Origin of the sequence: Paenibacillus kribbensis, assembly GCF_002240415.1 — a bacterium.
Taxonomy (GTDB): Bacteria; Bacillota; Bacilli; order Paenibacillales; family Paenibacillaceae; genus Paenibacillus; species Paenibacillus kribbensis.
This window is the reverse complement of the sequence record NZ_CP020028.1, coordinates 592184-617500: the sequence shown is the minus strand read 5'-3', so window position 1 is coordinate 617500 and position 25317 is coordinate 592184. Positions and strand designations below refer to the sequence as shown.

Here is a 25317-nt window from a genome sequence, read left to right as displayed (position 1 = left end):
AGTTCTTCCACGGTAGCGGACATGACCTTATGCAAATCGCGGTAATGTTCAGCCAGCATGCGTGTTGTCGCTTTACCGGTATTCGGTATACCCAGAGCGTAAAGGAAGGAAGCCAAATCTCTTTCTTTACTCTTCTCAAGTGCTGTCAGGAGGTTATTGGCTTTTTTCTCACCAAACCGCTCCAGCTTCACTAGATCATCATATTGGAGTCTATACAAATCCGCAGGCTCGCGTACTTCCAGTTCGTCATGCAGTTGGATCGCTGTTTTGTCGCTGAATGTTTCAATATCCATGGCATCACGTGATGCGAAATGGGAAATACGGGCCACAATCTGTGGTTTGCACCCCAGCTTATTGTCGCAGAACAAGTGGGCCCCTCGCTGCTGCAATGGAAATCCGCAGGCCGGGCAATGATCGGGCACGACAATTTCCTCCCCATCATTTTCAGATGTCACCTTTCCCAATATCTCGGGAATGACATCATTGGAGCGGCGAATAAATACACGCGTCCCCAATGCGAACTTCAGATTTTTACGCTCGATATCGCCAGCATTGTTCAGTGTACAATTTTGTACAGTGACTCCTGCCAGCTCTACCGGCTCCACCCTTGCCAGTGGCGTGATCTTACCCGTTCGACCTACATTCCACTCGACCGAGTTAAGCACTGTGGTGGTTTCCTCTGCTTCGAACTTATATGCCACCGCCCAACGCGGAAATTTATCGGTATACCCAAGAACCTCGCGTGTACGCATATCCGTAATTTTCAATACAGCCCCGTCAATAAGATAATCCAACCCGGAGCGAGACTCTTCAATCTCAGCCAGTTGCTCCATAGCATCATCAAAATTATCAAAGTAAGTCAGATATGGGTTCACCTTAAAGTGGTTGTTACGCAGGAAAGACATCATCTCCTGGTGGCTATCAAACTGAATACGGTCCGCAAATCCCACATTGTAGAAAAATGCATTCAGTCGCCGTTCCGCTGTCACTTTAGGATTTAAATTACGCAAAGCACCAGCTGCGGCATTACGTGCGTTTTTAAGAGGGTCCACAGCGGTCTCATTATATTTCGCCAGCACGGACAGATTCATAATGCCTTCTCCCTGCACTTCAATGGTACCATCCTGGAAAGGAATCGTAAGCGGTACGGATTTGATTGTCTTTACCTGTGCCAATATCCCTTCACCCACGACACCATTGCCGCGGGTAGAAGCCTGCACCAGCTTTCCATCCGTATAAGTCAGGTTCAGCGTTAGTCCATCAAATTTAAGCTCTATCGCATAGCTTGGGGAAGGCAAAGGCTGCTCCGGGTTCTTGGTATTGTAATCATTGACCAGCTTCACGACACGCGCGTTCCATGCACGCAGCTGCTCCATATTCTGTGCTTTATCCAGGCTCCATAATGGGGACAGATGACGATGTGGCGTGAAGCCCTTTAGCAACTCCCCACCCACGCGCTGCGTTGGCGAATCTGGCAACACCAGTCCGCTCGTCTGTTCAAGGGCTACTAGTTCGTCATAAAGCACATCATATTCTTTGTCGCTGACCATGGGCTCATCCAGTGTGTAATAATGATAGTTATATGTGTTCAGCTCAGCAACAAGCTGCTCCATCCTGTGCATTGGGTTCATGCAGTCGTATCCCTCCGGGAACTCCATCAGGGCAGAAGCTTAGGCCACTCTGCCGCTGTGAGGCTCGAGATTTATTGATGTGTAAGATTTATTCTACTTTTGTGATAGGCGCAAAGCCAGCCAGCAGACGTTTGACCCCGACCGGAGCCGGGAAGGCGATCTGAAGCTCCATATCATTGCCCGTACCTTTGACAGCCACAATGGTTCCCACTCCCCACTTGCCATGCTGTACCTTGTCTCCAGCAGCAAAAATAGAAGGGCCCCCTGCCGAAGCTGCCGGGGAAGGTTTAGGCGATGAAGATGTTGTTACGGTAACACGCGGCGACGCAGAAGCGGTTGAGCCACTACGGCTCATCGAATCAAAGGAACGCTCTCCTCCAAAGTTACTGCCACTGCTTTTACCCAGTCCACGCCCGCCATAAGAGCCACCTACATTGCCTGAACGACGGTAGCGGTCCTGTCTGATGATCGTATCCTCTTTTAATTCATCCGGAATCTCTTCCAGAAAGCGCGACGGCGGATTGGCCGTTGTACGGCCAAACAAAGTACGCATTTGTGCGCATGTAAGGAACAGCTGCTCCTCTGCACGGGTAATACCGACATACGCCAATCTGCGTTCTTCCTCAAGCTCTTCATTATCCAAGAAGGCCCTGCTGTGGGGGAATACTCCCTCTTCCATGCCGACAATAAATACAATCGGAAACTCCAAACCTTTTGCGCTGTGCATGGTCATCAATACAACAGCATCACTTTGCTCGTCTTCATCGTCATTCATGGAATCTATGTCTGCAATAAGAGCAAGATCAGTCAGGAAGGAGACCAACGATTTGTCCTCTGCTCCTTTCTCAAACTCCATGGTTACCGACAGAAACTCATCAATATTTTCCAGACGCGCGCGTGATTCGAGGGTATTCTCGTTTTGCAGCTCCAGTCGATACTGGGTGGTTTCCAGCATTTTTTCTGTTAGCTCCGTGACCGACAGATAGTCCACCATCCGATTTAAGCCTTCGATCATATCGTAAAATTCCACAAGCGCATTGCGCGTACGTCCGGCAAAGCCCAAATCGTCTACTACTTGTAGCACGCGGAAGATCGAAACTCCACGCTCCGCTGCGGCTGCCTGCAACTTACCAACGGTCGTGTCTCCGATGCTGCGTTTGGGCACGTTAATGATTCGCATCAGGCTGATATCGTCGTCAGGATTGGAAAGCAGGCGCAGATAGGCCAGAAGATCCTTAATCTCTTTACGATCATAGAACTTGATCCCGCCAACGATCTGATACGGTATGTCCGATTTGATCAAAATTTCCTCGACGACCCGAGACTGAGCATTGGTACGATACAAAATGGCATGATGGCTATAGGTTTTACCTGCATTAATATTCTTATTAATTTCAGAGGCAATAAAGTAGCCCTCATCATGCTCCGAATCAGCACGGTAAACCTTAATTTTGGCTCCGCCTTCCTTGTCTGTCCATAGCTTTTTCGGCTTGCGTCCTGTATTTTGCGCAATCACTTCGTTCGCTGCATTCAGTATGTTCGAGGTTGACCGATAGTTCTGTTCCAGCAAAATGGTACGTGCTTCCGGGTAGTCCTCTTCAAAGTTCAAAATGTTGCTGATATCCGCGCCCCGCCATCTGTAGATGGATTGGTCACTGTCACCTACTACGCAAATCCGGTGATGCTTATCGGCCAGCATTTTGCACAGCATGTACTGCGCACGGTTGGTATCCTGATATTCATCGACATGAATGTACTGAAATTTCTTTTGGTAGAAATCCAGCACCTCAGGCACTTCTTTAAAAAGCTGAATCGTCGCCATGATCAAATCATCAAAATCAAGAGAGTTGTTATTTTTGAGCCGTTGTTGGTACTTGGTATATACCTTCGCCACAATTCCCTCAAAATAATCGCCAATCTTGCGCTCATACATTTCAGGAGTGACCAGTTCATTTTTAGCCGTGCTCATCATAGATTGAACCGCTTTGGGTTCAAATTTTTTGGTATCTATATTTAGATCCTTCATGCAGCTCCGAATGACAGACAATTGATCCGTGGAATCCAGAATGCTGAAATTGGAGGTAAATCCGATTCGCTCGATATCCCGACGCAAAATACGTACACACATCGAGTGGAACGTGGATACCCACACATCTCTCCCCTGCGGGCCAATCAGCTTGGATACGCGATCCTGCATCTCACGCGCGGCCTTGTTCGTAAAGGTAATCGCCAAAATACCCCATGGAGCCGTCTTGCGGGTCGCGATGAGGTAGGCTATTCGGTGCGTGAGCACCCGTGTCTTGCCACTGCCTGCGCCAGCCATAATCAGCAGTGGACCATCCACTACCTCTACGGCCTGACGCTGAGGAGGATTGAGGCGGGCTACAGCCTCGTGTATATCTATTGATTGCATGCGTGCATGCTCCTTTCTCCGAGCTTCCATAAAATAAACGTTCTATACTTTCAATTTCACAGCCACCGTCTCCAGCGCTTTCGCCAAGTCGCGGTAAATGATATTTCCTACTACAATGGTGTCACAAACGGCAGCCGCTTGTAACGCGGTAGATTTATCCACGATACCTCCTCCGTATAGGACACGAGAGCGCTCTGTGCTGCGATGTATTTTTTGTACCAGTTCCATATCCCCGAAGGTACCGCTATATTCCACATATACAATCGGCAGATGCATGAGCTTGTCAGCAATCTGCGCATAGGAGGCAGCTGATGAAGCACTCAGCGAAGTCTCCGCCCCGGTAAGCTTAGCGACCGTAGAATCTCCGTTCAAAACAATATATCCCTCTGCCACAAGCAAATCCCAAGGAATCATATAACCAAACTGCTCAATCGCACGCTGGTGCTGCCCTACGATCCAATTACTATTCATGGTATTCAGCACCATGGGAATCATATACAGATCAAACCCCGGCACGACAGCCTCCAGATCAGACACCTCTAGCACACACGGCACCTCATAACGCCGAACCCGCGATAGTAAATCCACCGTATTTTCATAGGTAATGCCTGATGAACCTCCTATCATAATGGCGTCCGTACCAGACATACACACGGCGTCCAGCGCCTCATCGTCCAGTTCCTTGTCAGGATCAAGCTTAAATACATGTTTCCAAGATTGAATTGAATCTGCCAACACACATTCCTCCAGCATCCTATGCTTTTGTCATGATCCGTACAATCCGAATTCGATATCCAAAAGCGTTCTATGCTAAGTCTATGACAGTGCTTAAATGGTGTCAATGTTCGTATTCAATGGGAACACTCAGCTTCCCTGACTGACGCAAGCTTTCCACTAGAGCACCATCCGTCTGCACAGTGGCACAAGCTGTGGCACAATAGGTAACTTTTAATTTCAGCTTATATAGACACAAAAACACCCTCCAGCTGAACCGAAGGGCGACTCTGGGATTAATATGCATTTTTGAAACCGTTGCGAATCGTGCGGAAAATAATTTTAATATCGAATAAGAGCGACCAATTCTCAATATAGAAAATGTCATGCTTAATCCGTTCCTCAATGGACGTATCCCCACGCAATCCGTTGCTCTGTGCCCAGCCTGTAATTCCGGGACGAACATGATGCTTCACCATGTATTTGGGAATTTCCTCACGGAACTGATCCACATAATACGGTCTTTCCGGGCGGGGGCCAACGACACTCATATCTCCCAGCAGCACGTTGAAAAACTGTGGCAACTCATCAAGGCTCGTTTTACGGATAAAGGAACCGAAACGCGTACGCCTTGGATCATTAGCAGTCGTCCATCCTGTATCTTCAGTCCCAGGCGGCAGCACCTTCATGGAGCGAAATTTGTACATTCGGAAGGTACGACGATTCAAGCCTACCCGCTCCTGCTTAAAAATGATGGGACCTCTTGATGTAACCATCACACCAATCGCCACGGCCAGCATGATCGGAGCGGTCAGAATAATCGCGAATAAAGAGAAAAAAATATCGAACAGACGCTTAAATAACCGGTTTCCCGCTATATCCAGCGGAATATCCCGTACATTGATCATCGGCATGCCTGCAAAGTTATCAAAATACGGCCGAGCCGGCAAATAGTCGAAAAAGTCAGGAATAATAAGTGTGCGTACCCCAGCCTTTTCACACATATTGATAATTTTAGGGTACTTATCGTGGGCATCCAGTGGTAGAGCCAAAATGACCTCGTCAATCATCAGGCGAGACAGCGTTGCCTCCAATTGATCTAATCCTCCAAGGATCGGACGGAAACGCGCTTCCTCCTCTTCACTCCATTGGCGGTTATCATCCAGAAATCCCACTACTTCATATCCCAAATCAGGATACTGTCCAAGATTATGATAAAACCGTTGGCCCAGAGAGCCTGCCCCGAGAATGAGCATGAATTGCTTATTGTACCCTTTTTGCCGGAGAGCTTTAAGAATTCGCTTCAAAAAATATCGGTAGAACAAAATCAGCAGCACATTCCCAACCATATAGATCGCTAGGTAGGAACGCGAAATATCGATTTGCTTGACGAAAAACATGACACTCAGTAATACAAACAAGCCAACAATATGGATCTGGGTGACGCGAAATACGTCGTCTGCAAATCGCTTTTTGCGTTTGGGCGAATAAAGCGAGAATAGCATACCTAGCACCACGGCAATTAGACCGTAGATTAAGCTCCAGCCTCCATATACTTGAATAGGAAGCGGCTCTTTATAGGTAATCCATTCACTTTCAAATTTAAAGAACCAAGCGATCAGGAAAGATAACTGAATGACCGCGAAATCCGCCACAATATACAATTGGGTTAAAAATCGTTGATTTCTGCGTATCATGCTTTCACCTCGGTACGAGATTGTTCGCCGCTGTCCGGTTTGACCGGTGCAGACCATTTATTTTTCAAAAAGGCCATTCCAAATTTCACCGTAATCCCCGCGTATACAGCCATGTTGGTGATCCAACTGTACTGCTGTTTGTAATGCTTGCGGTGAAATACCCACATGGCTCTATGAAACTCATAAATTATTTTCAGAGGACGACGACGAGCGCTGCCCCCTTTGATATGAACAATATATGTGCGCGGGTAGTAGTAAATGCCCCATCCTGCTTGTTTAATTCGATAACACCAGTCAATATCCTCACCATACATAAAAAAGGTTTCGTCCAGGCCGCCGACCTGCTCAATTGTCTCCCGACGGACCAGCATAAAAGCTCCAACCAGCACATCCACGGGATACTCATCATCCGGGCTTAGATGTCCAAGCTGATATTGGTTATACTTCGGATTATCGGGGTAACGCTTCGACCAGCCAAAAGCATAGTAAAAGGACGCAGACGGCGTTGGAAATCCACGCTTGCATGCCTTATCCAGCGAACCATCCGGCAAGATGACCTTGCAGCCCGATGCTCCCATTTCGGGATGCGTATCCATAAACTGAATCATTGTATCCAGCGTGTCCGGCTGCACCAGTGTATCGGAATTCAACAGCAATATGTAACGTCCGCTGGCCACTTCCATTCCCTGATTGTTTGCCTTGGCAAAACCTGTATTATCTTCATTCGCTATCAGCCAAATTTCCGGGTATTCAGCACGAATAGCCTCAACAGACCCGTCACTGGAATGATTGTCGATGACAATCACTTCATATCGATATTGCGTCTTGGACGCATACACCGACTGCAAACAATCCAGCGTCAATCGACACGTGTTATAGTTGACGACCAGTATGCTTACATCCATCATTCAAAACGCTCCTGACAAATTCAGTAATCTATTCTACTATCGACTATTATAGCATACCCCACAGACTACGGGGCGCAAAAAAGCACATAACTTGTAACTCACACAGCATGCAGGATTTTGCAAAATTCTTGAGGTCTAAAAATCATCGTGGTAAGATATACATGGAAAAAGGGCCGGTGCCAGCCAGCCCCTGCGCAACCGACGCTCCCAAGAGCGGACGGTTTTGGAACAATCAGGCCGAAAATAGACCCTTCCTTGCGGGGGCGGTCTATTTTCGTTTGTTAAACTCTAACAGTGTGACGATTAACGCCCCGAACGTCAGCATTAAACTGAGCGCCTCAAACACTGTCACAGGCTTCACCCCCCTCCTCGGGAGAGTTAGCCGACCGCCCTTGCCAGCCTATATCGGTTGCACCTCTCAATTATACTATATTTTTCCATAAAGGAACATGCATTCGATGGATTTTTATCTAGTATTCATTTGTACCTTTGATTATTTGACGCTTGTATCTGGAAAAAAGTTTCAATATTTTTTCTTCACACCTCTATAATTTCCCCAACAGGAAAACCAGCTTATAAATCCAGTTGTCTAACCTTGACTGTCTGTAAAAGGGAGACTGCCAAATGTATTTCAGCCGAGGGAATAATCCCTTTTGGTAGCTGTTCAGAAATAGTTCAATATCTTTATGCATCTGAGAAGGCAGGTCTTGTCCATAGAGTTGAATAAATTGCTGCGCTTGTTTGCTTAAAATATAGCGGTTTTTCCCTTTTACAAATCTGTCTAGCCTTTTCCTCCACTTGCTAACCCAGCCGTCCGTAGAGCCTCCCAACACATTGTTTTGATGCTGCCGATACCAAATGGAAGGTATAGGGTCAAATACAACCTCACCAAAAGAGGATGTGCATAAATAAATCCACCAGTCATGCATAATAATGTTTTTCAAAGAAGCTGGCATTCTCTTTTTCACGAGCTGAAGTGTTTCTTTATTGATCACCATGGTACAGCCTACACATACATTTTCAATGAGAGCATTATAAAAGGATAAAGATCGGGCTAGATCTGCTGGCCATACCTTGAGAGGTTCCAAAGTTTGAGAGACCATTTGTGTAGCAGAACAATACATCAGCGGCCGGTTTCCTTCCTTTTTTCTGAGTTGGGCTACAGCTCGAGCAAGCTTGTCTGGCATCCACACATCATCTTGATCGCAAAAGGCGTAAAACTCGAAATTCTCGGAAGATTTTTGTATCAAATCAAAAAAGCTCGCAATAACCCCTACATTCCTCTCGGGGTATAAAATAATCTGTTGAGGATAACGCTGCTTCAGCGCATTCAGCTTGGCAACCGTATCATCTGTTGAGCCATCATCACGAACTAGAATCTGAATATTTACGTCTTTCTGATTGATCAGGCTTTCTACTTGCTCATCTAAATAAGCTGCTCCATTATATGTAGATAACAAAATTTGTACACTGGGCTTTTTCAGAATCACGACCTCCTTATAGCTCCATATATGACGAACTGTCTTATACATTATAATACTCATTGAGCTTGATCGACATATGTCTCTACATAATAAAATCTCCCAATCATTAAAATGATGGGAGATCGCTGCAGATATACACCCTACCTCTACCTACTGGAACTTTCCAGATACTCTTTTAAAAAATCCCGTAATCCTTCACGCCAATTGCGCAAATCATTCAGTCCATTGGTTCGAATCGCAATATGCTCCATAACCGAATTACACGGGCGTTCTGCGGGCCTAGGGAATTGTTCCGTACTACATGGGTCCAGTTTCGCAGTAATCTTAACACCTAATAATTCTGCCGCATCCTGAAAAATAGCTTGCGTAAACTCATACCAGGTGCAAGAACCGCTATTGGATGCATGATATACGCCGTACTTCTCGGTTTGAACCAATTCCGCTAAAAAACGAGCCAAATCCACCGTATAGGTAGGCGAGCCCTTCTGGTCGTTTACGACCTGAAGGTGCGGCTTTTCCTGTCCAAGCTTCAGCATCGTTTTCACAAAATTGTTCCCGTGCAATCCATATACCCAAGAAGTACGAACAATAAAATATTTGGAGGAAAGTGTTTGGGCCAGTATCTCCCCGGCCCGCTTAGACTTTCCGTAAATACTCTGCGGATTTGTATTGTCATACTCATGATAGGGCTGCTCCGCTGTTCCATCGAACACGTAATCCGTACTGATATAAACTAGCTTGGCTCCTACTTTTTCCGCAGCCAACGCCATATTGCGTGTTCCCGACGCATTGACTTGGTAAGCCCCATCAATATCAGACTCGGCTGCATCCACTGCCGTATACGCTGCACAATGGATGACAGCATCAGGTTGATACTGTCCCACAATTTTCACAGCCTGCTGCAAATCCGTGATATCCAATTGTTCCCGATCGTAACCAAGGACATCATGCCCTTGCTCCTGAAAAACCTTTACTACATCTTTGCCAAGTTGACCGGATGCTCCAGTAACCAGTACCTTCATCTTACGCATCCCCCAAGCGGGAACCGTACTGCTTTGCATAGTATTGCTGGTATTCGCCAGATTGAATACGAGTCCACCATTCTTTGTTGTCCAAATACCAGCGGATCGTTTCTTTAATGCCAGTTTCAAAAGAGTGCTTTGGCTTCCAGCCCAGCTCATTCATGGTCTTTGTTGGATCAATGCCATAACGGCGGTCATGACCTGGGCGATCCTGTACATACGAAATCAGAGATTCTGGCTTGCCCAGCTCCTCCAATACCGTTTTGACGATATGCACATTTGTCCGCTCATTATTTCCACCGATATTGTATACCTCACCCAGTTTACCCTGATGAATGACCAGATCAATTGCGCTGCAATGATCCTCTACATACAACCAATCACGGATGTTCAGGCCATCCCCGTATACAGGTAGCTGCTGATCACTTAACGCACGCGAGATCATTAGTGGAATCAGCTTTTCCGGAAACTGGTACGGACCATAGTTATTGGAACAACGCGTGATATTCACAGGTAGACCAAAGGTTTCATGATATGCACGAACCAGCAGATCGCCACCTGCCTTGGAAGCAGAGTAAGGACTATTAGGCTGCAGCGGAGTTTCCTCCGTAAACAAACCTGTTTCACCCAGAGATCCGTACACCTCATCTGTCGATACCTGTACAAACTTGGTCACATTATATTTCTTGGCTGCGTCCAACAGTACCTGTGTACCAAATACGTTTGTTTTCACAAACACTTCCGGCTCCAAAATACTCCGATCCACATGCGACTCTGCCGCAAAATTCACCACCACATCAATTCCCTGCTGCATCAACTGGTCAATCGCTTGCGCATCAGTAATATCTGCTTTCACGAAGGTATGATTGGGATGATTTTCGATGGATTTCAAATTTTCCAGATTACCTGCATACGTAAGCGCATCGATATTCACAATTTCGTAATCTGGATGCTGTTTTAACATATACAATACAAAGTTACTGCCAATAAATCCGGCACCGCCGGTGACAAGAAGTTTCATACAGACCTCCTAAAACTCTCACTAATACATATAGAATATGCCACAAAGCCAACAAAGAACAAAGAAATGCCGCCTATTTTATAAATTGAACCTAGCTTTATTTGTCAGTAATCTATTCAAAATTAATATCTGCATCAGCCAGCGCCGGTTGCTTCTTATCCTTTTCCGAAAGGACTGCATGGGAAGTGGGCCAATCAATCCCCAATGCAGGATCATTCCACAGGATACCACGATCATTTTCAGGTGAATAATACTCATCTACCTTATAAAACACCTGAGTATTAGGCACAAGCGTACAGAATCCGTGAGCAAAACCTTTAGGTACCAGTAGCTGACGTCTATTATGTTCACTTAAGATCACTCCAACCCATTGACCGAATGTTGGAGAACTTTTGCGAATATCCAAAATAACATCGTAGATAGCTCCAGAAAGCACACGAATGAGTTTGGTCTGCGCTTTAGGATTAAGCTGATAATGCAACCCTCGAATCACGCCAGCTTCTGCAGACAAGGATTGATTATCCTGAATAAAAGCATGGTTAATCCCGTTTTGTTTCATGATTTGATCATTGTAGCTTTCCATAAAAAAACCACGGTGATCGCCATGAACTACGGGTTCAATAATTTTTGCACCTTCTAGTTTCAAAGGGATTACCTTCATTCGTCCGTATCCTCCCTTTATTTTAAAGCTTTAGCTTTCCAAATTCTTCACCAAAGACAATATCCTTGGCCAATTCATTAGCTCTTGCAAGAGATGGGTGAGTTCCCGCATCCGTCCACCATCCTTGAAGAATATCATATGTCAATGTTCCATTAGCAATATATGCATTGTTAACGTCAGTTATCTCAAGTTCTCCACGAGCTGAAGGTTCTAGCGTTTTTACAATTTCAAACACACTATGATCAAACATATAAATACCAGTTACAGCGTAATTGCTTTTGGGTTCCTTAGGTTTTTCTTCAATAGACACAATCCGTTCCCCTTGAAGCTCAGCCACTCCAAAACGATGTGGATCTTGTACCTGTTGAAGAAGGATCTTAGCCCCCGTGATTTGATTACGGAAATTATCCACAAAAGGGGCAATGTCGTCTTCAAATACATTATCACCCAAAATAACAACCATTTGATCATCACCTACAAATTGCTCAGCCAAATCAAGAGCTTGTGCGATCCCGCCTGCCTCATCTTGAACTTTATAAGTGAATGTTACGCCCATTTCACGACCACTCCCAAGAAGGTTTACAACATCTCCCATATGTTCTTTGCCTGTTACGATAAGAATATCATGGATGTCAGCTTTCTTGAGCTTGGATACAGAGTGAAAAATCATTGGATACTTACCCACAGGCAGCAGATGTTTATTTGTTACTTTGGTTAAGGGATAGAGGCGAGAGCCTGTACCTCCTGCAAGAATTATACCTTTCATTGCTCCTCCTTACTTACTTTCGGATTATTTTTGAAATCATATTTGCGCAAATATAAGTTTAACAATATTTTCATAAGCAGCATATTCCCTCGCAAAGGGCTAATCTTAGTAGGTACCTTTCCCTTTGGATATGAGCGTTCGACAGGAATCTCCGAAACTTTATAGCCTAATTTGGGCGCTTTAACTGACAAATAGCCCAAAAGCTCGTAAGTCTCAAAAACATCTCTAAAAGGATGCAATTGAGGGTCTTTTAAAAATCGAGCAGAATGGGCCCTAAATCCGTTGGTAGTGTCTGTATAATGATATCCTGCAACTAGTGATATAAACGGTGCATGAATAAGTTTAATAGCAAGTTTTCTCGAGATAGGAGTATTTATTTCCTTACCTCCTGGTACATACCTTGAACCTTGTACAAAATCATAGCCTTCATCAAGTTTCTGAATGAACGCAGGAATTGACTCAACGCTATCTTTATTATTCCCATCTACGGTAATGATCCCCTCATATTGCTCTTGCAATGCGTAAGCGAACCCCATCCGTAGTTGTGCACTTAGCTTACCCTTACCTTTTTTAACTAAAATAGCTCTTACATGATTATCTAAAAGAAATATTTCCTCTAAAGAACCATCGGTGCTCCCACCATCTAAAATAATAATATCAACAGCTTCTGCAAGTGATTTTAACTTGTTGAGTTGTTTTTGAATTTTAATTCCTTCGTTAATAACAGGAATGCACACACAGTATTTACTATTCTTTGACTTGAATTCTTTAAGCTCAAAATTAGGAATTTCCCAATTTTTATTTTTGATAACATTCATTGGCGGGATATTCTCCTTATTAAGCGTAAATTTCTGAAGCGTATATTAGAGCTTGTTCAACATTAGCAACATTCGGATTGTCCCCATTTTTCATTTCAATAGAAACCCAATTTCTGTAGCCTGTTTCTTTAAGCACCTTTGCTATCTCCCTATGCGTTGAAACACTTTCCTTGTTCCCGACCTTATTAAGATAAGGTTCGCTAATATGAAAATGACTTAAACAAGGCATGCTTTTTTCAATAGCTGAAGAAATATTCTCGTTATTTAAGGCAAGGGCACCCGCATCCAGATGCAATTGAAAACCAGGGTGGCTGACTTCCCGAACCAATTGTAAACCTTCTTCACTATTCGTAATGAAATCACATCCATATTGAGAGGGATTGGGCTCTATACACAAGGTTACATTTTCTGTAACAGCAACCTCACCAAGCTCCGCAAAAAATGGAATAGCAATGTTCATTTGCTCATTCTTAGATATTCCATTGGAAAGTCGATTTTTAGGTGATCCAAACACCAGGGCTTTAACTCCTATTTTACCTGCTAAGCCCATAATACCGATTATATAATCTTTTAACTTGTTACGAGATTCAATATCTGAAAACAAGGCCAATCCATGCTGTCCAAATAATAATGATTGCATAGCAATTAAATGAATATTTCTTTGTTCCCAATATTGCTTGAATTGTAGTAGTTCACTAGTTTCGCAATCTAATGGGCGTTCCCAAAATTTAGTAGGGGCAATTTCAAGCCCACGAATGCCAAGTCTATTAAGCAACACAATAATCTCTTCATCCTCATTACTATTCCACGCAATATTGGAAATAGAAAGTTTCATTGAAGCGCCCTCTTTTCTTCCTCAATAAATGCTTTAATCTCCTGTAGAACTTCTTCTTTAGATTTCATATATCCTTTATTGTCACTGCCATTAAAAAGATGTGAGTATAGACTTCTCATATCATATGAGACGGGCTTCTTCCCCGTTTCATTGGAAAAGTTAACATCCAGTCCAGCCTGAGCAATTTCTTTTGCACTTACAGGCTCTGTAGCAAAATTTACTAGACTTAGCGAATTAGCAAGCGCTGTTTGAATATCATCCCACAAATGATTCATATTATAAAATTGAAATTCACTTAGATGATGAGTTAAATGTAAAGCATTATCATGAATTAAATCATAAATAAAATTTTTCTTAAGTCCTTTACCGAATAAGCCAGGGAGACGAATAATCAAATGGTCATGAAAAGTGTTGGTAACGAATTGTTCTAAATAAAAACGATGCTTTCCATAAGGCTCTGTTGTTTCTGTTTGTATATTGGACGACTCATCAACTTTGATAGGAGTACTATATACATCGACTGTAGAAATGAGCACAAACTTTTGAGCCTTGACCTCTTTTAAACAAGAAATCAGTTGATTGATATTAGCAAGATCTTCCTTGGGGGCTTGATTAGCCTTCCATTTGACAGCTGGGGCAGCCGCACATACCACTAAATCATATTCCTTACCTTTAATAGTCTCAATATTGGACGAATTGTACAACTCATCAAATGCTGTCTGTGCAAGTAAAGTGGAGCCTACATACCCGGTAAATCCTACAAGACAATTCTTCTTCACAACGATTTCTCCTTCCTTATTGACCCGAAGCACTCTCTTTTTCTTTAATTAATTCCAGTCTTGGCTTTTTCTCTTTATACATTTCTACAGACTTGGTACTGTAAAAAGGACGATTTTGGATCTCAATTAATATGCGTGAAGTGTACTCTCCAATAATCCCCCCTATAAAAAACAACCCTGCAAAACCAAGAGAGATTAAAATCATAAGTGTAGTCCAACCTTGTACCACTGACTGATTAAAAAAGTAATTATATAAAGCGTACCCCCCCATGAACAAAGAAAACAAGAAAAACACACCCGTAAGAAGATGAGCTGCTCTTAACCCAAAATGGGAAAACGACACCAATGCGTCTACTGCTAACGAAATATTCTCCCTGTTTACTTTCCTACCAGTCAGTCTATTGATAGGCTTATAATTTATCAGGGTTTTAGAATAACCCGTAAGCTCATAAAGTGCTTTTCTATACCTAACTTTTTCCCTAAGATTCAGCATAGCGTTTAAAGCACGGCGTGTCACTAAGCGTACAGTCTCTGTAGAAAGAGATAGATTCAAGTAAGACACCTTATTCAGAATTCTATAAAAGATCCGAGATTTCCAACCAGCTTGCCCGGAAGTAGCAGCAACAATATCAAATCCTTTTCCAGTTGCCGTTTTAAACATGTCATACAGCAAATCTAAATTAAAATCAATAAATAGAGACTCAATTTCAAACACAAAGTCCCCCATAGATTTATTAAGCCCAGCCATCATAGCATGCTCAACACCGTGTTTTCTGGACAGATTAATAATTGTAGTATCCCCGTAAATATTCTCGATTGCACTATGTACGTTCTCCAACGTCTTGTCTTGGCTAAAATCATTAACCAGTATAATCTCATAGTGTTGGAAATATGTCATCATGGTGCGATCTAATTCAGTTAATGCCTGCGCAATTTCTTGTTCATTATTGTGCACATACAGAACAGCAGAAACAAAAACCTGCTCTTTCATAGCACTTCCTCCAAATCATAGATGGTGTTAAACTTCCCAGAAAAAACAGAGACAAATCTCGGGTTTTCTGAAAATTCTTTAATAACGGTAGGTCGAGAATCATCAAGCTCCGAAGCACTAATTAGTGCTTTTACAGCAAATAAAGATTTTTTGTAGGTTATTTGAATTTCAGGATTTAGATACTTTTTAGCCAATTGGTTCATTCTTGTCCAAGCAGTGTAAGGTCTAACCGGACAAGTGTTGCAATTGCTTAATTGCGTTACACTACAAGCATCATTGTATTTTTGACAAGAGAATTCAGGTAAAGCGTTAAAAGACGACTCATGTGGAGTATGTCCAACAGACGTAAGAGAATGATACCCACTTTCTCCAAAAGGCATCAAAGAAAAAAAAGGCCCATCCATTACAGTAATTCCTACGTCTTGAACGTTTTTGGTTACTTCCGTCATAATCACTTCACATATTTCATATTTTGTTGAAAATAACTCATAGTCAAACTTACGTAGAATCTGGTTAATACTCGCATATGTTGCATTAAGTATGTTAGAGGCTGTAAAATTGGATCCATCAGTAAAACGAAGTGCATAGTGCTCTTCTTCAGTGCTAACCTTGTCGATTAGTTTATTGAAAACCAGTGATACATTTTTAAAACCCTGTAACTTCTCCATATACCACTTACGAATTAAATTAGCATCATAGCTATACTCCATCGTTTCAAATGCTGCTTCCACTGTTCCCGGATTGAAATATACTCGGCTATTAACCTCCACGGCGGGTATTTCAACATAATCACAAAAATGCTGAAACTGCTCGGCATTTGTCAAGGAATCATTCGCAGAAATCGCGTATATTTTCTTAAATCTATCGTTGATAGCAAAAGAAAAATCACGGACAAATCGTTCATAATAATGAGCAGATTTGGCAGCGGTAGAAACACTTCTTGGGTAATGATACCCGTTGTGAACTCTGGCCTGGTTAATATAACTTGCACGTTGTAAAGGCTTGTCATCAAATTCAATTACAGCTACATTTAGATCCTTCTTTGCCAATAAGTGAGCAGCATATAGACCGTATATCCCAGCGCCAAAGATAACATAATCGTAATTCAAAAAAGTCATTCCCCTTTTGTTAGTGCCACTTTTTGTATTCTTAGTTAATAAAAAATAATGATAGTACCAATGATCAGCAAGATAATACCGACAAATTTAAAAACAGTTATCGGCTCGTGGAAAATCAAAATAGAGACCGCAACAATACCTAGCGTAGTCAATGCCTGCGACACAGGCGAGATTCTCCCCAATTCACCCCGAGACAAAGCAAAGATATAGAACACAAAGCTAACACCATATAAAATTGCACCAGACCATATATAAGGAGAGGTAGACAACTTTAAAAGTGATTGCAAGCTGATCCCGGTAAAATTCAATATATTGATTCCATGTTTTAAGGTGATTTGAGCGACAATGTTAAAAAGCATTGCTAAAAAGAGCAACAATAATAGCATTATAATCCCCTAACAGTATATTTAATGTTTATTCTATCACTTGTAAAATAATTTTTCATTATGAAGAATTATGTCATACTGATAATTTTCAATTTATCAATATCCAAACAAAAATGAAAAATCTCAATTATTTCGCAGTAAACGAATTTGGAAATTTCAATTTTTGAATATCTTTTTCTTTAAGACTAAGTTGGATCCATGGTCCGTTAACGGAAAAATTCAAAATGTGATACTTATTTCCTTATCTATCAATTAAATTTGTTGGTTTTTTCTCTAATATTTGATTAGTTTCTATATTATTCTCAAGTAAAATTATTGAGTTATGACGATGAAAATTCCTGAATGCCAGCTACTATCTGTTAAGTCTGCTGTCGTAATGTTTAAGTCTTGAAAAGATATGGTTATCTCAAAAATGGAGTTTTCATTTTCTTCGGCTATTTTACTATTTAAATGAATGAATCCTTGAGAAGCTATTTTATAAATCGGTAATAGTTTGTTATTCACTTCCAAGCTAGAAACATTATTGTCTGTCAATAATTTAACAACATTATTATCAATTGGAATCGCACCTTCAATAACATTTTTAGGGATTATTTCTACGATTATAATTTCGCTTTAATTTCGGTCATACATTACAGCATTTTTCCATGTGAACAAACTATTTTTAAGAGATTCACCTAAAAGCCACACAATATTTTTATCTTTAAAGACTTGTACGGCACCATCTGCAAGTTCCTTTCTATCTCGTATTTTTTCATGAATTCCCCTGTGTAGCAGTAAATTTGCGTATCCTCTAACATCTTCATTATTATAAAAAACTGCGTTGTGATACTTATAATTTACATATTCAATTAGTCGGTAGCCTTCAAATAGGTATCTCCAACTAATAGAATTCGTAATGTTGCGTGCAAAAAATCGAGCTTCTAAAGAATTGATCAGTGATTCTGGACCAATAAAGATATTAAAAAAATCAAATTAGACAAATATCCTGTCCATTCTGTAGCCGCTGCACAAAAAGACAAAAAGAAAAACAAAAGATACATGTAGTGTTAAGCCGAATAAACAAAAAAATAGATATGGAATGATAAAACCAAGCTGAGGGAAAGAAGTGTAAAAATAATTTCCTTTTTCGTTAGGAACAGCAGCTCCCCAAGAAATATACTTGTTTCCCACTGACCCCAATGAAACAATAGGCAGAAATAAGTGATCTTTGATTGAATTTTCGTTTAATGCATCTATGGTTAGCAAAACATGATATGAAGCATCAATATTATTTATATTAGAGTCTGGTTTTAGGTTAGAAGTTCTTAATAAACCAGAATTCCTAGATATGTAGCGCATAAGAGCATGAATATATAAAGCATGATTCATGCTCTTATGCGCTTTGAAATCACAACCGATGGATAACCGGTCACCAAAGCTTAACAAGCAACGATAATATTGTGCTTATGCCAGTATAGCTCAACTTCTATCTAGTCATTTTACTAGCCTAACCAATTGAATAGAATTAATTCTAACTTTTACATTAGCCTTATCCCCAATGTCAAATCTTAGCTCATTATGAGTGTTTCTTAGCCAGTCTGGATCTGAACCTAAAGGTATTAATAATTGTCCACCAACCACATTGAATAAGAAAGAATGATCTTCATCATATTTCTCACCTTTTCTGTTACTACTATTCCAAAAAAGTTGGCCTTGGAAAGGCTCCTGCGTTCCTATAATATTAAGATCAATTAATAAAAAGTCAGCATCTTTTCCTTTTACAGTATGATCAAGTTTAAAACTCACATATGGATCATTACCGTTGGTCACTATACTCCCATCCGCTTCTTTGACAATCTCATTAGATCCAGACAATGACATATTGTCCGGTGAAGACTGAAATCGATCCCTCATCTCTTTAAAGTTTCTTCCCCAAGCAACCGGTAACGATTTTAAATCCTTTTGATGAAAAATTGTTCTTAATTCGTTTTCACCAGCATTAGTTGTATCTTCATAAGCTTTAGTTTCCAACATTCTCTGTCTGCTCACCAAAAATTGAAGAGAATTATACTGATAATATACGTAGTCTCTTTCTAAAAACCATTTATATAATCTATAGGCACGTATTGATGCAGGGCCTCCATCATGCCGGATTGCTGGACCAATAAAAACTAATGGCGGTTCTTCTTTATCAAGATTTTTTATCATTTTTTCTTGTATCTCTTCATTGGCAGCAAGATAATCAGCAGAATAAAAAGTAGGAACTCTTTTGTTCGTTATTTCATAAAAAAGTGTTCTATTTGTTAAATCCGCGTAAGTCTCCCCTTCTTTCAACATTTTTGCTAGTACGGATTCAAAATCCAACATTTCTTTCCATCTTTCCTTGGCAATAAACCCCTCGCCAACATCAGGAATCCCCTGCTTTGCACCATTCACAAAAATAGCATTGTCTGGAACAAGCATTGGTTGCATTAGTTTTTCAGTAATTCTAAAAACCTGTTGCTGCCCAAAAGTTGCCACAGAACCTAACAGTACTGCAAATACGATTAAATATATATGATAAGCTACACTGTTAAACTTATTTTTAAGAAAAAAGACGTACAAAGCTGGTATTAAAAAAGCAAAGCATATAAAAGTAATTGATCCAGAACGATGCATCGAACCAGAATCTAAGCGACCTAAGCTATACCCGGTGATTAAAATTAGGAAAACAATCGATATAGTACAATACAATATCATAAGATAAGTTTGCTTTTCTCTATTGAAAGAAATCACTTTTTTCACATTGAAAATCGTTACTCCTACAAAAAGAAGCAGAGTAGATACCCATCCTCCAATTCTAATCGACTCCCAGAGTAATCTATTTAGTTTATCGTAAGGGAATGGCTTAGGAAACCAATCAGGAGAAGCTTGGGCATCGGAAAAAAGACTAATTCCATATGCTAGAGTATTAGCGGAGCCATTATCAAGAATAAATTGAACAGTCCCCCATAATGTTGGGAATAACATTGCTAAAATACAAAGTTGGATCACAACTAAACTACAGAATAATAATCTGTGTTCAAAAAACACTTTACTCCATAACTTAAGCTTTATCGACCTATATAACATGAGACCAAATAGAGGTAAAAAGGCCAATGTTAAAGCCGCACCCATGGACGGGTTATATAAACAATGAATTAAAGACATCCAAAAATAAAAAATGACCCACTTTACAGGATTGGACAGTGTATTTTTGTGAAAAAGAATTAGCACGTAAGGAATTATTAAATAAGTTCTGTTCATGCCGGATTCAAATAATATTGGCAAAGAAAATATAATGAATAAAAAAGCCCATTTAGAACCATATAACTTTTTTATAAGCAGCACTACCATGGTGCCTATAATTATAGGAAATGCAACAAATGTATAGTTGATACTTGATAGATTCCCATTAAAAATATAATCATTAACAAGACTATACATTGGACCCATTATTCCCTGTATTGACATTACATCTACATTAAGCTTCATGCCATAATTCAGCATTTGTTGCAAGGGCATGAAAATTTCCCCTAAATGAAAATCATCTGAAACAAAGCCACCATAAACAGGAGTGGAATACAGCATAATGATCGTCAACGGTATTAATGAAGGCCAGCATATGTAATCCCACACATTACTAACTTCAATTCGTCTATGTTTTAAAATCAATAACAACGTGTAAATAAACAATATAGAAGCTATAGAAGCCATAATAGCTAGTGTATAATTGCTTCTGTGCAATTCAATTTTGCTTCCCGTCTGGTATACACCAAACACTAACACCAGTGTTATAAAAGGTAGTATTAATTGGGAAGAATACATTAAGATCTTTGTCAGACTGCTTAAAAGATGCTCAGCATAAAAATAAATCGCGAGTTGAAGCATCCAAATTAACAGAGTTAGTACTTCAGGTAAAATCTGTGCTAATTTGTAAGAAGGGTTTGGATTGAAAAAACTATAAACGAAATGCAGCGTTATAATTGCGAAATAGGAAAAGGTAAGTGATACAATAAAACTTATAAAAATTTGCTCTTTATACATTGTATCCGTTTTTTTACATACAATAACAAAGTATGTTATAAATAATAATATAGCGACGTAAATAAAAGAGCTATTCCCACTAAAAAAATAAAAACTTACTGCATAGAACAACAAAAAGAAGCAAATTAATGCATTTTTCGATAAGAAAAGACCTGATGGATTCATTGGTATTTTTGCTATGCTTTTTTTATTCACAAAATATATTAAGGGAATTAAGAACAAACAGAAACAGAGAATGAAGCAATAGACTATTGAGTAATCTAAACTCTTGAATTGATCAGACCATACGATATTCCCAGCAATGATGTCATGATAAACTTGTTTGCCGTTAGCATAAATCTTCAAGAAAGCCACGGTTGAAACTAGAGATAAAATTACAGCAAGCACACTTGCTATTAAAAGGTGCATTGAGGATTTAGGAAGAAACGACTTCAAATTGCTCATGCTCAGACTCCCTCTTGTTCTTATAAAGTGATTTTAAACTTAAAAATTTCTTTTCAACTAGATGCCAAGATAAATACGAACAAGCCAAACAAATAATGAAAGAAACAGAAAAGTGAAGAAAGGTATTCATCTTGCCACCACCGAAAATCCAAGTAACAAATTGTTGAACAGGAAACGCATAAATATACATACCGTAAGTAAAATCCCCATACTTATTTATTTTATATATTTTTATTTTCTGAGAGTAAGCAAAACAAATAATAAGATAGCTTCCAAAAATCATAAACGTTTCTTTCAAACCACCAAGTTTAAAACTTATTAGTATAACTATAAATGAGCATAGCATTAGTTTTCTCGAAATAATAATTTTATCTCTATAGCAATACATAATTATACCTGCTAGAAAATAGCCTAAGAGATAGTTGGCACTCCCCATACTTATCCCGTAAAAGTTATAATTATCAAAAATATGAGGTGAGAATATATTCAGATATAAGACCAGTACAAATAAAAGGAACACCGATTCGCGAGCCTTATGACTAAAACAGCCTATAGATCCTATAATCAGAACTAATGCATAAAATAGAACCTCATACGGCAGGGTCCACAATGAGCCATTTACAGAGCCAGGATAAATATTGTCAGTAAAAACACCTGGTAATTCAAAGTAAATAGGAAAAAGAAATGAACTTTTTAAATAAACATACGTCTGAGGATTAGTTAAATACTCCCTTAAAGTATTATTTGTGACAACAGCCCCAATAACGAAGGTTGAAAATAGAACAGCACATATCAAGCCCGGAAAAACTCTTAAAATTCTATTAAAAATAAACCGGAGCTTACTTTTGGTTTTATTCAAACTCATACTTATTAAAAAGCCACTAATAACAAAAAAGACAGCAACAGATAGCCCTCCAAGAGGCCATTGGCCATTAGTGATTTCCCCAAAAAACTCATTTGGATTCCCTGATATTGGATAGGAGTGTGAGAGCAATACCATAACTGCAGCGGCAAGCCTTATAAAATCAAAATTATTCTCTTTTGCAATCATACGTTTTTCGAGTAGTTCTGATTTCTGACTCAAATGATCAACTCTTTCATTGAAATTAATAAATTCACCAAAATAAGTTCTGTAAATAATTTAAAAAAGAAAGAATCCTACGTGGGAAAGCAGGATCCATCTGTCCAATTTACCAATAGAATATATATAAAAATGCTAACCCCGATTGATTCTGCTCATTTATCTTTTTATAGCTTTGAATTTAAGAATAAAATAAATTAGCTTCTTCCCCATTTTCAAAGTACCTTTATTATTGTTTCTAAGTTTAGTCAAAACTTTCCATCCGATTGTATTCCTCATATTCATTAGTTCAGTTTCTAATTGATTAAGCTGGTTCTGGTACTCATGAGAAGTTATATTACTATCGTGAGGAAAGTAATATTTTAAGGACACAAGAAGAGCAGCATTATCAAATACAGTTATTGTTTTGGTCAGTTCTTTGGAGACTTCAAACTTACCGTACAATTCTATATATTGAGCTACCATCTCTAATTTTGTTTTAAACTTATACTCTCTAATATTAATTTTAATTCTAGCCAGTTCTTCTTGGCCATCATCAATAATTTCATCCAGTTTCTTCATAACATCGCTTAGTTCAAGTGATTGGGACACCCAGCCACCGCCGACCTTATTAACTCTTTCTTTAAGGGCTCCCATAGGAGTAACTAGGACAGGTACATCATGCAGCCAAGCTTCAGTTAACGTATAAGAAAATGTCTCAGGCCATGGAGATAACAAACAAACCAAATCCAGATCCAATTGTTTTATAATATGGGTCAGTTCTTCTCTTTTGTACTCTCCATGTTTTTGAAGATTATTTTGATTCAATAAATTTAATTTCTGATCACCTAAACCACCAATTAGATGCCATTTAATATTATTTTTAGGATACTTCGTGATCAATTTATAAATCAGATCACTACCTTTATTAGGTGCAAGTCCTCCTAAAAATCCAATATTCCATTCTTTAATTTCTTTTCCCTCTGATTTCACAGATGAAATTTCAGAGTCTGCTAAATTATTCTCAATAGTAACTCCATGTTCAATAGCAAAAATTCTGCTTTCTAATGAAGGAAAGTACTTTATAAATAAATCTCTTGTAAAATCACAAGGTGTAATAAATTGGTCTACTTTACTAATCATATCTTCAACTTTTTCGCTCCATTTCTTAATAAATGGAGTATGAAATCCATAAGCAGCTCTCAAGGAAGAGTTGAATTTTTCTTCTTCATTTCCACTTTCTAAAATATACTTATTATTCTCATCTAACAAATTCACTTTTGGACTGATTAAATAGTAATCATGCAAAGTAAAAATTACTGGTATATTAAATTTATGAGCAATATGAGGGATATCAAAAGAATGTCTGATCAAATGATGTATATGCACAAGGCTGATCTCAAACGTCCCCAAGATTTTTTCTACAATTTCACTATATTCTTGATGATGAAAATGTTGTATTGAGATAGAATCATGTAAAGGAAAATGATATTTTGCAACAAAATTTCCCTTAAGATACTGTTTTAGCACCAACTCATTTCCATTTGTTACTAATACAAATGCATAATAATCCTCTAACTCCGATACGATATCCTTAACATGATACTCTGTACCACCAATTGGCTGTGTGTAGCTCTCGTCAAAAAAATTATGAAGAACATAAAGTATATTACCGCGAGTTTTGTAGGAGTCAACATAATGTGGTAATCTGATGGTTATATTCTCATGTACACGTTTCAATGGATTCTTAACAATAAAATCATGGACATCTTTCTCGTAATAAGGATATCTGGCATTTAAAGTTTTTAGATTTTTGTTTAATAAAGCTAGTTTCTCACCTTTAAAAGACATAGAGCCTTTATGGTATATAAATGTGTGATCATCAAGTACATTTTTATAGCCATGCTCAATAACTCTGCAACAGAAATCATTTTCTTCCGCGTATCCTTTACCAAATGTCTCCTGATCAAACAATCCAATCTCATCGATAATCTCTCTTTTAATATACATACAGAATCCTACTGCGGTAGGTATTTCAGGATATTCTTTTAAAGAGATATTCTCAATAAAATGTGCGAAGCTTTCTACTGTATAACCCTCGGGAATTGAGTTATCTTCTAAAAATTTTGGCACAGAACAAATACTGCCATTGTTTGTTAGCGGTGTAACTGTTGCAATAGATCTATCTGAATATGCTACTTCTTTTATCTTTTCCAACCATCCAGCAGTAACAACAGTGTCACTATTCAACAGAATCACATCCTCCTGCGAAAAGGACATACCTCTATTTACTGTGCCTACAAAACCTAGATTTTCTTCATTTTGCAGAATAATTAAACCTTCCTGATTATCTAGGGTATCGAGATATTCATTTACCCTAGGATCAGGACTGCAGTCATTAATGATTACTATTCTATTTTCCATTAAATTAGTAAAACGAAATAATGAATTAACACATTCCTCTAATTCTTCTGGTGCATTGTACACGGGAATGATAATATCACAGGATCGCACTTCCATTT

The 25317-nt window shown here is 39.6% G+C and carries 21 protein-coding genes (1 of these 21 running past the window's edge); all 21 read right to left on the bottom strand.

The window, feature by feature from the left end; all coding sequences use genetic code 11:
- Positions 1–1631 carry the 5' portion of an NAD-dependent DNA ligase LigA gene (ligA, locus tag B4V02_RS02670; protein ID WP_094153681.1) on the bottom strand. 385 nt of this gene lie to the left of the window's left edge, so the window shows 1631 of its 2016 coding nt (coding positions 1–1631); it begins with the start codon at positions 1629–1631; the stop codon falls past the left edge of the window.
- A gap of 88 nt (positions 1632–1719) precedes the next feature.
- Positions 1720–4044, bottom strand: coding sequence for a DNA helicase PcrA (pcrA, locus tag B4V02_RS02665; RefSeq protein WP_094153680.1), 2325 nt, complete (start codon positions 4042–4044; stop codon positions 1720–1722).
- A gap of 42 nt (positions 4045–4086) precedes the next feature.
- Entirely contained in the window at positions 4087–4779 is a 693-nt protein-coding gene (gene pcrB, locus B4V02_RS02660; protein WP_482811889.1) for a heptaprenylglyceryl phosphate synthase, read from the bottom strand.
- 275 nt (positions 4780–5054) lie between these two features.
- Positions 5055–6455: an undecaprenyl-phosphate glucose phosphotransferase gene (locus B4V02_RS02655; RefSeq protein ID WP_094153678.1), complete on the bottom strand. Its 1401-nt coding sequence runs from the start codon at positions 6453–6455 to the stop codon at positions 5055–5057.
- On the bottom strand, positions 6452–7360 hold the full coding sequence (locus B4V02_RS02650) for a glycosyltransferase family 2 protein (RefSeq protein ID WP_094156927.1): 909 nt from the start codon (positions 7358–7360) through the stop codon (positions 6452–6454). Before B4V02_RS02650 ends, B4V02_RS02655 begins: the two co-directional genes overlap by 4 nt.
- 271 nt (positions 7361–7631) lie before the next feature.
- Complete coding sequence (locus tag B4V02_RS27170; RefSeq protein ID WP_413782955.1) at positions 7632–7688, bottom strand: hypothetical protein; 57 nt, start codon at positions 7686–7688, stop codon at positions 7632–7634.
- A 220-nt stretch (positions 7689–7908) separates the two neighbouring features.
- Positions 7909–8895 carry a glycosyltransferase family 2 protein gene (locus B4V02_RS02645; RefSeq protein WP_244188440.1) on the bottom strand — a complete coding sequence of 329 codons (987 nt, stop codon included), beginning with the start codon at positions 8893–8895 and terminating at the stop codon, positions 7909–7911.
- A gap of 98 nt (positions 8896–8993) precedes the next feature.
- The gene (gene rfbD, locus B4V02_RS02640) at positions 8994–9869 is read right to left on the bottom strand and encodes a dTDP-4-dehydrorhamnose reductase (RefSeq protein ID WP_094153677.1); all 876 of its coding nucleotides are present in this window, start codon (positions 9867–9869) and stop codon (positions 8994–8996) included.
- Between the two features lies 1 nt (position 9870).
- The gene (rfbB, locus tag B4V02_RS02635) at positions 9871–10890 is read right to left on the bottom strand and encodes a dTDP-glucose 4,6-dehydratase (RefSeq protein WP_094153676.1); all 1020 of its coding nucleotides are present in this window, start codon (positions 10888–10890) and stop codon (positions 9871–9873) included.
- Positions 10891–11002: 112 nt separating this feature from the next.
- On the bottom strand, positions 11003–11551 hold the full coding sequence (rfbC, locus tag B4V02_RS02630; protein ID WP_094153675.1) for a dTDP-4-dehydrorhamnose 3,5-epimerase: 549 nt from the start codon (positions 11549–11551) through the stop codon (positions 11003–11005).
- Between the two features lie 22 nt (positions 11552–11573).
- On the bottom strand, positions 11574–12317 hold the full coding sequence (locus B4V02_RS02625) for a sugar phosphate nucleotidyltransferase (RefSeq protein WP_094153674.1): 744 nt from the start codon (positions 12315–12317) through the stop codon (positions 11574–11576).
- The gene (locus tag B4V02_RS02620; RefSeq protein WP_094153673.1) at positions 12314–13135 is read right to left on the bottom strand and encodes a glycosyltransferase family 2 protein; all 822 of its coding nucleotides are present in this window, start codon (positions 13133–13135) and stop codon (positions 12314–12316) included. Before B4V02_RS02620 ends, B4V02_RS02625 begins: the two co-directional genes overlap by 4 nt.
- Positions 13136–13154: 19 nt before the next feature.
- Positions 13155–13970, bottom strand: a complete 816-nt coding sequence (locus B4V02_RS02615; protein ID WP_094153672.1) for a sugar phosphate isomerase/epimerase family protein — start codon at positions 13968–13970, stop codon at positions 13155–13157.
- Positions 13967–14749, bottom strand: coding sequence for an NAD-dependent epimerase/dehydratase family protein (locus B4V02_RS02610; protein WP_094153671.1), 783 nt, complete (start codon positions 14747–14749; stop codon positions 13967–13969). Before B4V02_RS02610 ends, B4V02_RS02615 begins: the two co-directional genes overlap by 4 nt.
- 16 nt (positions 14750–14765) lie before the next feature.
- A complete protein-coding gene (locus B4V02_RS02605) occupies positions 14766–15740 on the bottom strand; it encodes a glycosyltransferase (RefSeq protein WP_094153670.1) in 975 nt (324 codons plus the stop codon).
- Positions 15737–16858: an FAD-dependent oxidoreductase gene (locus tag B4V02_RS02600; protein WP_244188439.1), complete on the bottom strand. Its 1122-nt coding sequence runs from the start codon at positions 16856–16858 to the stop codon at positions 15737–15739. Before B4V02_RS02600 ends, B4V02_RS02605 begins: the two co-directional genes overlap by 4 nt.
- A 35-nt stretch (positions 16859–16893) precedes the next feature.
- A complete protein-coding gene (locus B4V02_RS02595) occupies positions 16894–17244 on the bottom strand; it encodes a hypothetical protein (RefSeq protein ID WP_094153668.1) in 351 nt (116 codons plus the stop codon).
- Positions 17245–18219: 975 nt separating this feature from the next.
- Positions 18220–18615 (bottom strand): hypothetical protein, encoded by a 396-nt coding sequence (locus B4V02_RS25785; protein ID WP_157739699.1) that lies wholly within the window; start codon positions 18613–18615, stop codon positions 18220–18222.
- Between the two features lie 105 nt (positions 18616–18720).
- Positions 18721–21735, bottom strand: a complete 3015-nt coding sequence (locus B4V02_RS02590) for a hypothetical protein (protein WP_094153667.1) — start codon at positions 21733–21735, stop codon at positions 18721–18723.
- Positions 21707–22819, bottom strand: a complete 1113-nt coding sequence (locus B4V02_RS02585) for an acyltransferase family protein (RefSeq protein ID WP_094153666.1) — start codon at positions 22817–22819, stop codon at positions 21707–21709. Before B4V02_RS02585 ends, B4V02_RS02590 begins: the two co-directional genes overlap by 29 nt.
- A 156-nt stretch (positions 22820–22975) precedes the next feature.
- A complete protein-coding gene (locus B4V02_RS02580) occupies positions 22976–25315 on the bottom strand; it encodes a glycosyltransferase (protein WP_094153665.1) in 2340 nt (779 codons plus the stop codon).
- Between the last annotated feature and the right edge of the window lie 2 nt (positions 25316–25317).

Bases quoted from the DNA above. Each gene is read 5' to 3' on its own strand.
- B4V02_RS02620 (WP_094153673.1), bottom strand. From the start codon at position 13,135: ATGAATGTTATCAAAAATAAAAATTGGGAAATTCCTAATTTTGAGCTT.
- rfbC (WP_094153675.1), bottom strand. From the start codon at position 11,551: ATGAAGGTAATCCCTTTGAAACTAGAAGGTGCAAAAATTATTGAACCC.
- rfbD (WP_094153677.1), bottom strand. From the start codon at position 9,869: ATGAAGGTACTGGTTACTGGAGCATCCGGTCAACTTGGCAAAGATGTA.
- B4V02_RS02655 (WP_094153678.1), bottom strand. From the start codon at position 6,455: ATGATACGCAGAAATCAACGATTTTTAACCCAATTGTATATTGTGGCG.
- pcrA (WP_094153680.1), bottom strand. From the start codon at position 4,044: ATGCAATCAATAGATATACACGAGGCTGTAGCCCGCCTCAATCCTCCT.
- B4V02_RS02605 (WP_094153670.1), bottom strand. From the start codon at position 15,740: ATGAAAGAGCAGGTTTTTGTTTCTGCTGTTCTGTATGTGCACAATAAT.
- rfbB (WP_094153676.1), bottom strand. From the start codon at position 10,890: ATGAAACTTCTTGTCACCGGCGGTGCCGGATTTATTGGCAGTAACTTT.
- B4V02_RS02615 (WP_094153672.1), bottom strand. From the start codon at position 13,970: ATGAAACTTTCTATTTCCAATATTGCGTGGAATAGTAATGAGGATGAA.
- B4V02_RS02580 (WP_094153665.1), bottom strand. From the start codon at position 25,315: ATGGAAGTGCGATCCTGTGATATTATCATTCCCGTGTACAATGCACCA.
- B4V02_RS02600 (WP_244188439.1), bottom strand. From the start codon at position 16,858: ATGACTTTTTTGAATTACGATTATGTTATCTTTGGCGCTGGGATATAC.
- B4V02_RS02595 (WP_094153668.1), bottom strand. From the start codon at position 17,244: ATGCTATTATTGTTGCTCTTTTTAGCAATGCTTTTTAACATTGTCGCT.
- B4V02_RS02645 (WP_244188440.1), bottom strand. From the start codon at position 8,895: ATGTATAAGACAGTTCGTCATATATGGAGCTATAAGGAGGTCGTGATT.
- B4V02_RS02625 (WP_094153674.1), bottom strand. From the start codon at position 12,317: ATGAAAGGTATAATTCTTGCAGGAGGTACAGGCTCTCGCCTCTATCCC.
- B4V02_RS02650 (WP_094156927.1), bottom strand. From the start codon at position 7,360: ATGGATGTAAGCATACTGGTCGTCAACTATAACACGTGTCGATTGACG.
- B4V02_RS02590 (WP_094153667.1), bottom strand. From the start codon at position 21,735: ATGAGCAATTTGAAGTCGTTTCTTCCTAAATCCTCAATGCACCTTTTA.
- B4V02_RS25785 (WP_157739699.1), bottom strand. From the start codon at position 18,615: ATGAATCATGCTTTATATATTCATGCTCTTATGCGCTACATATCTAGG.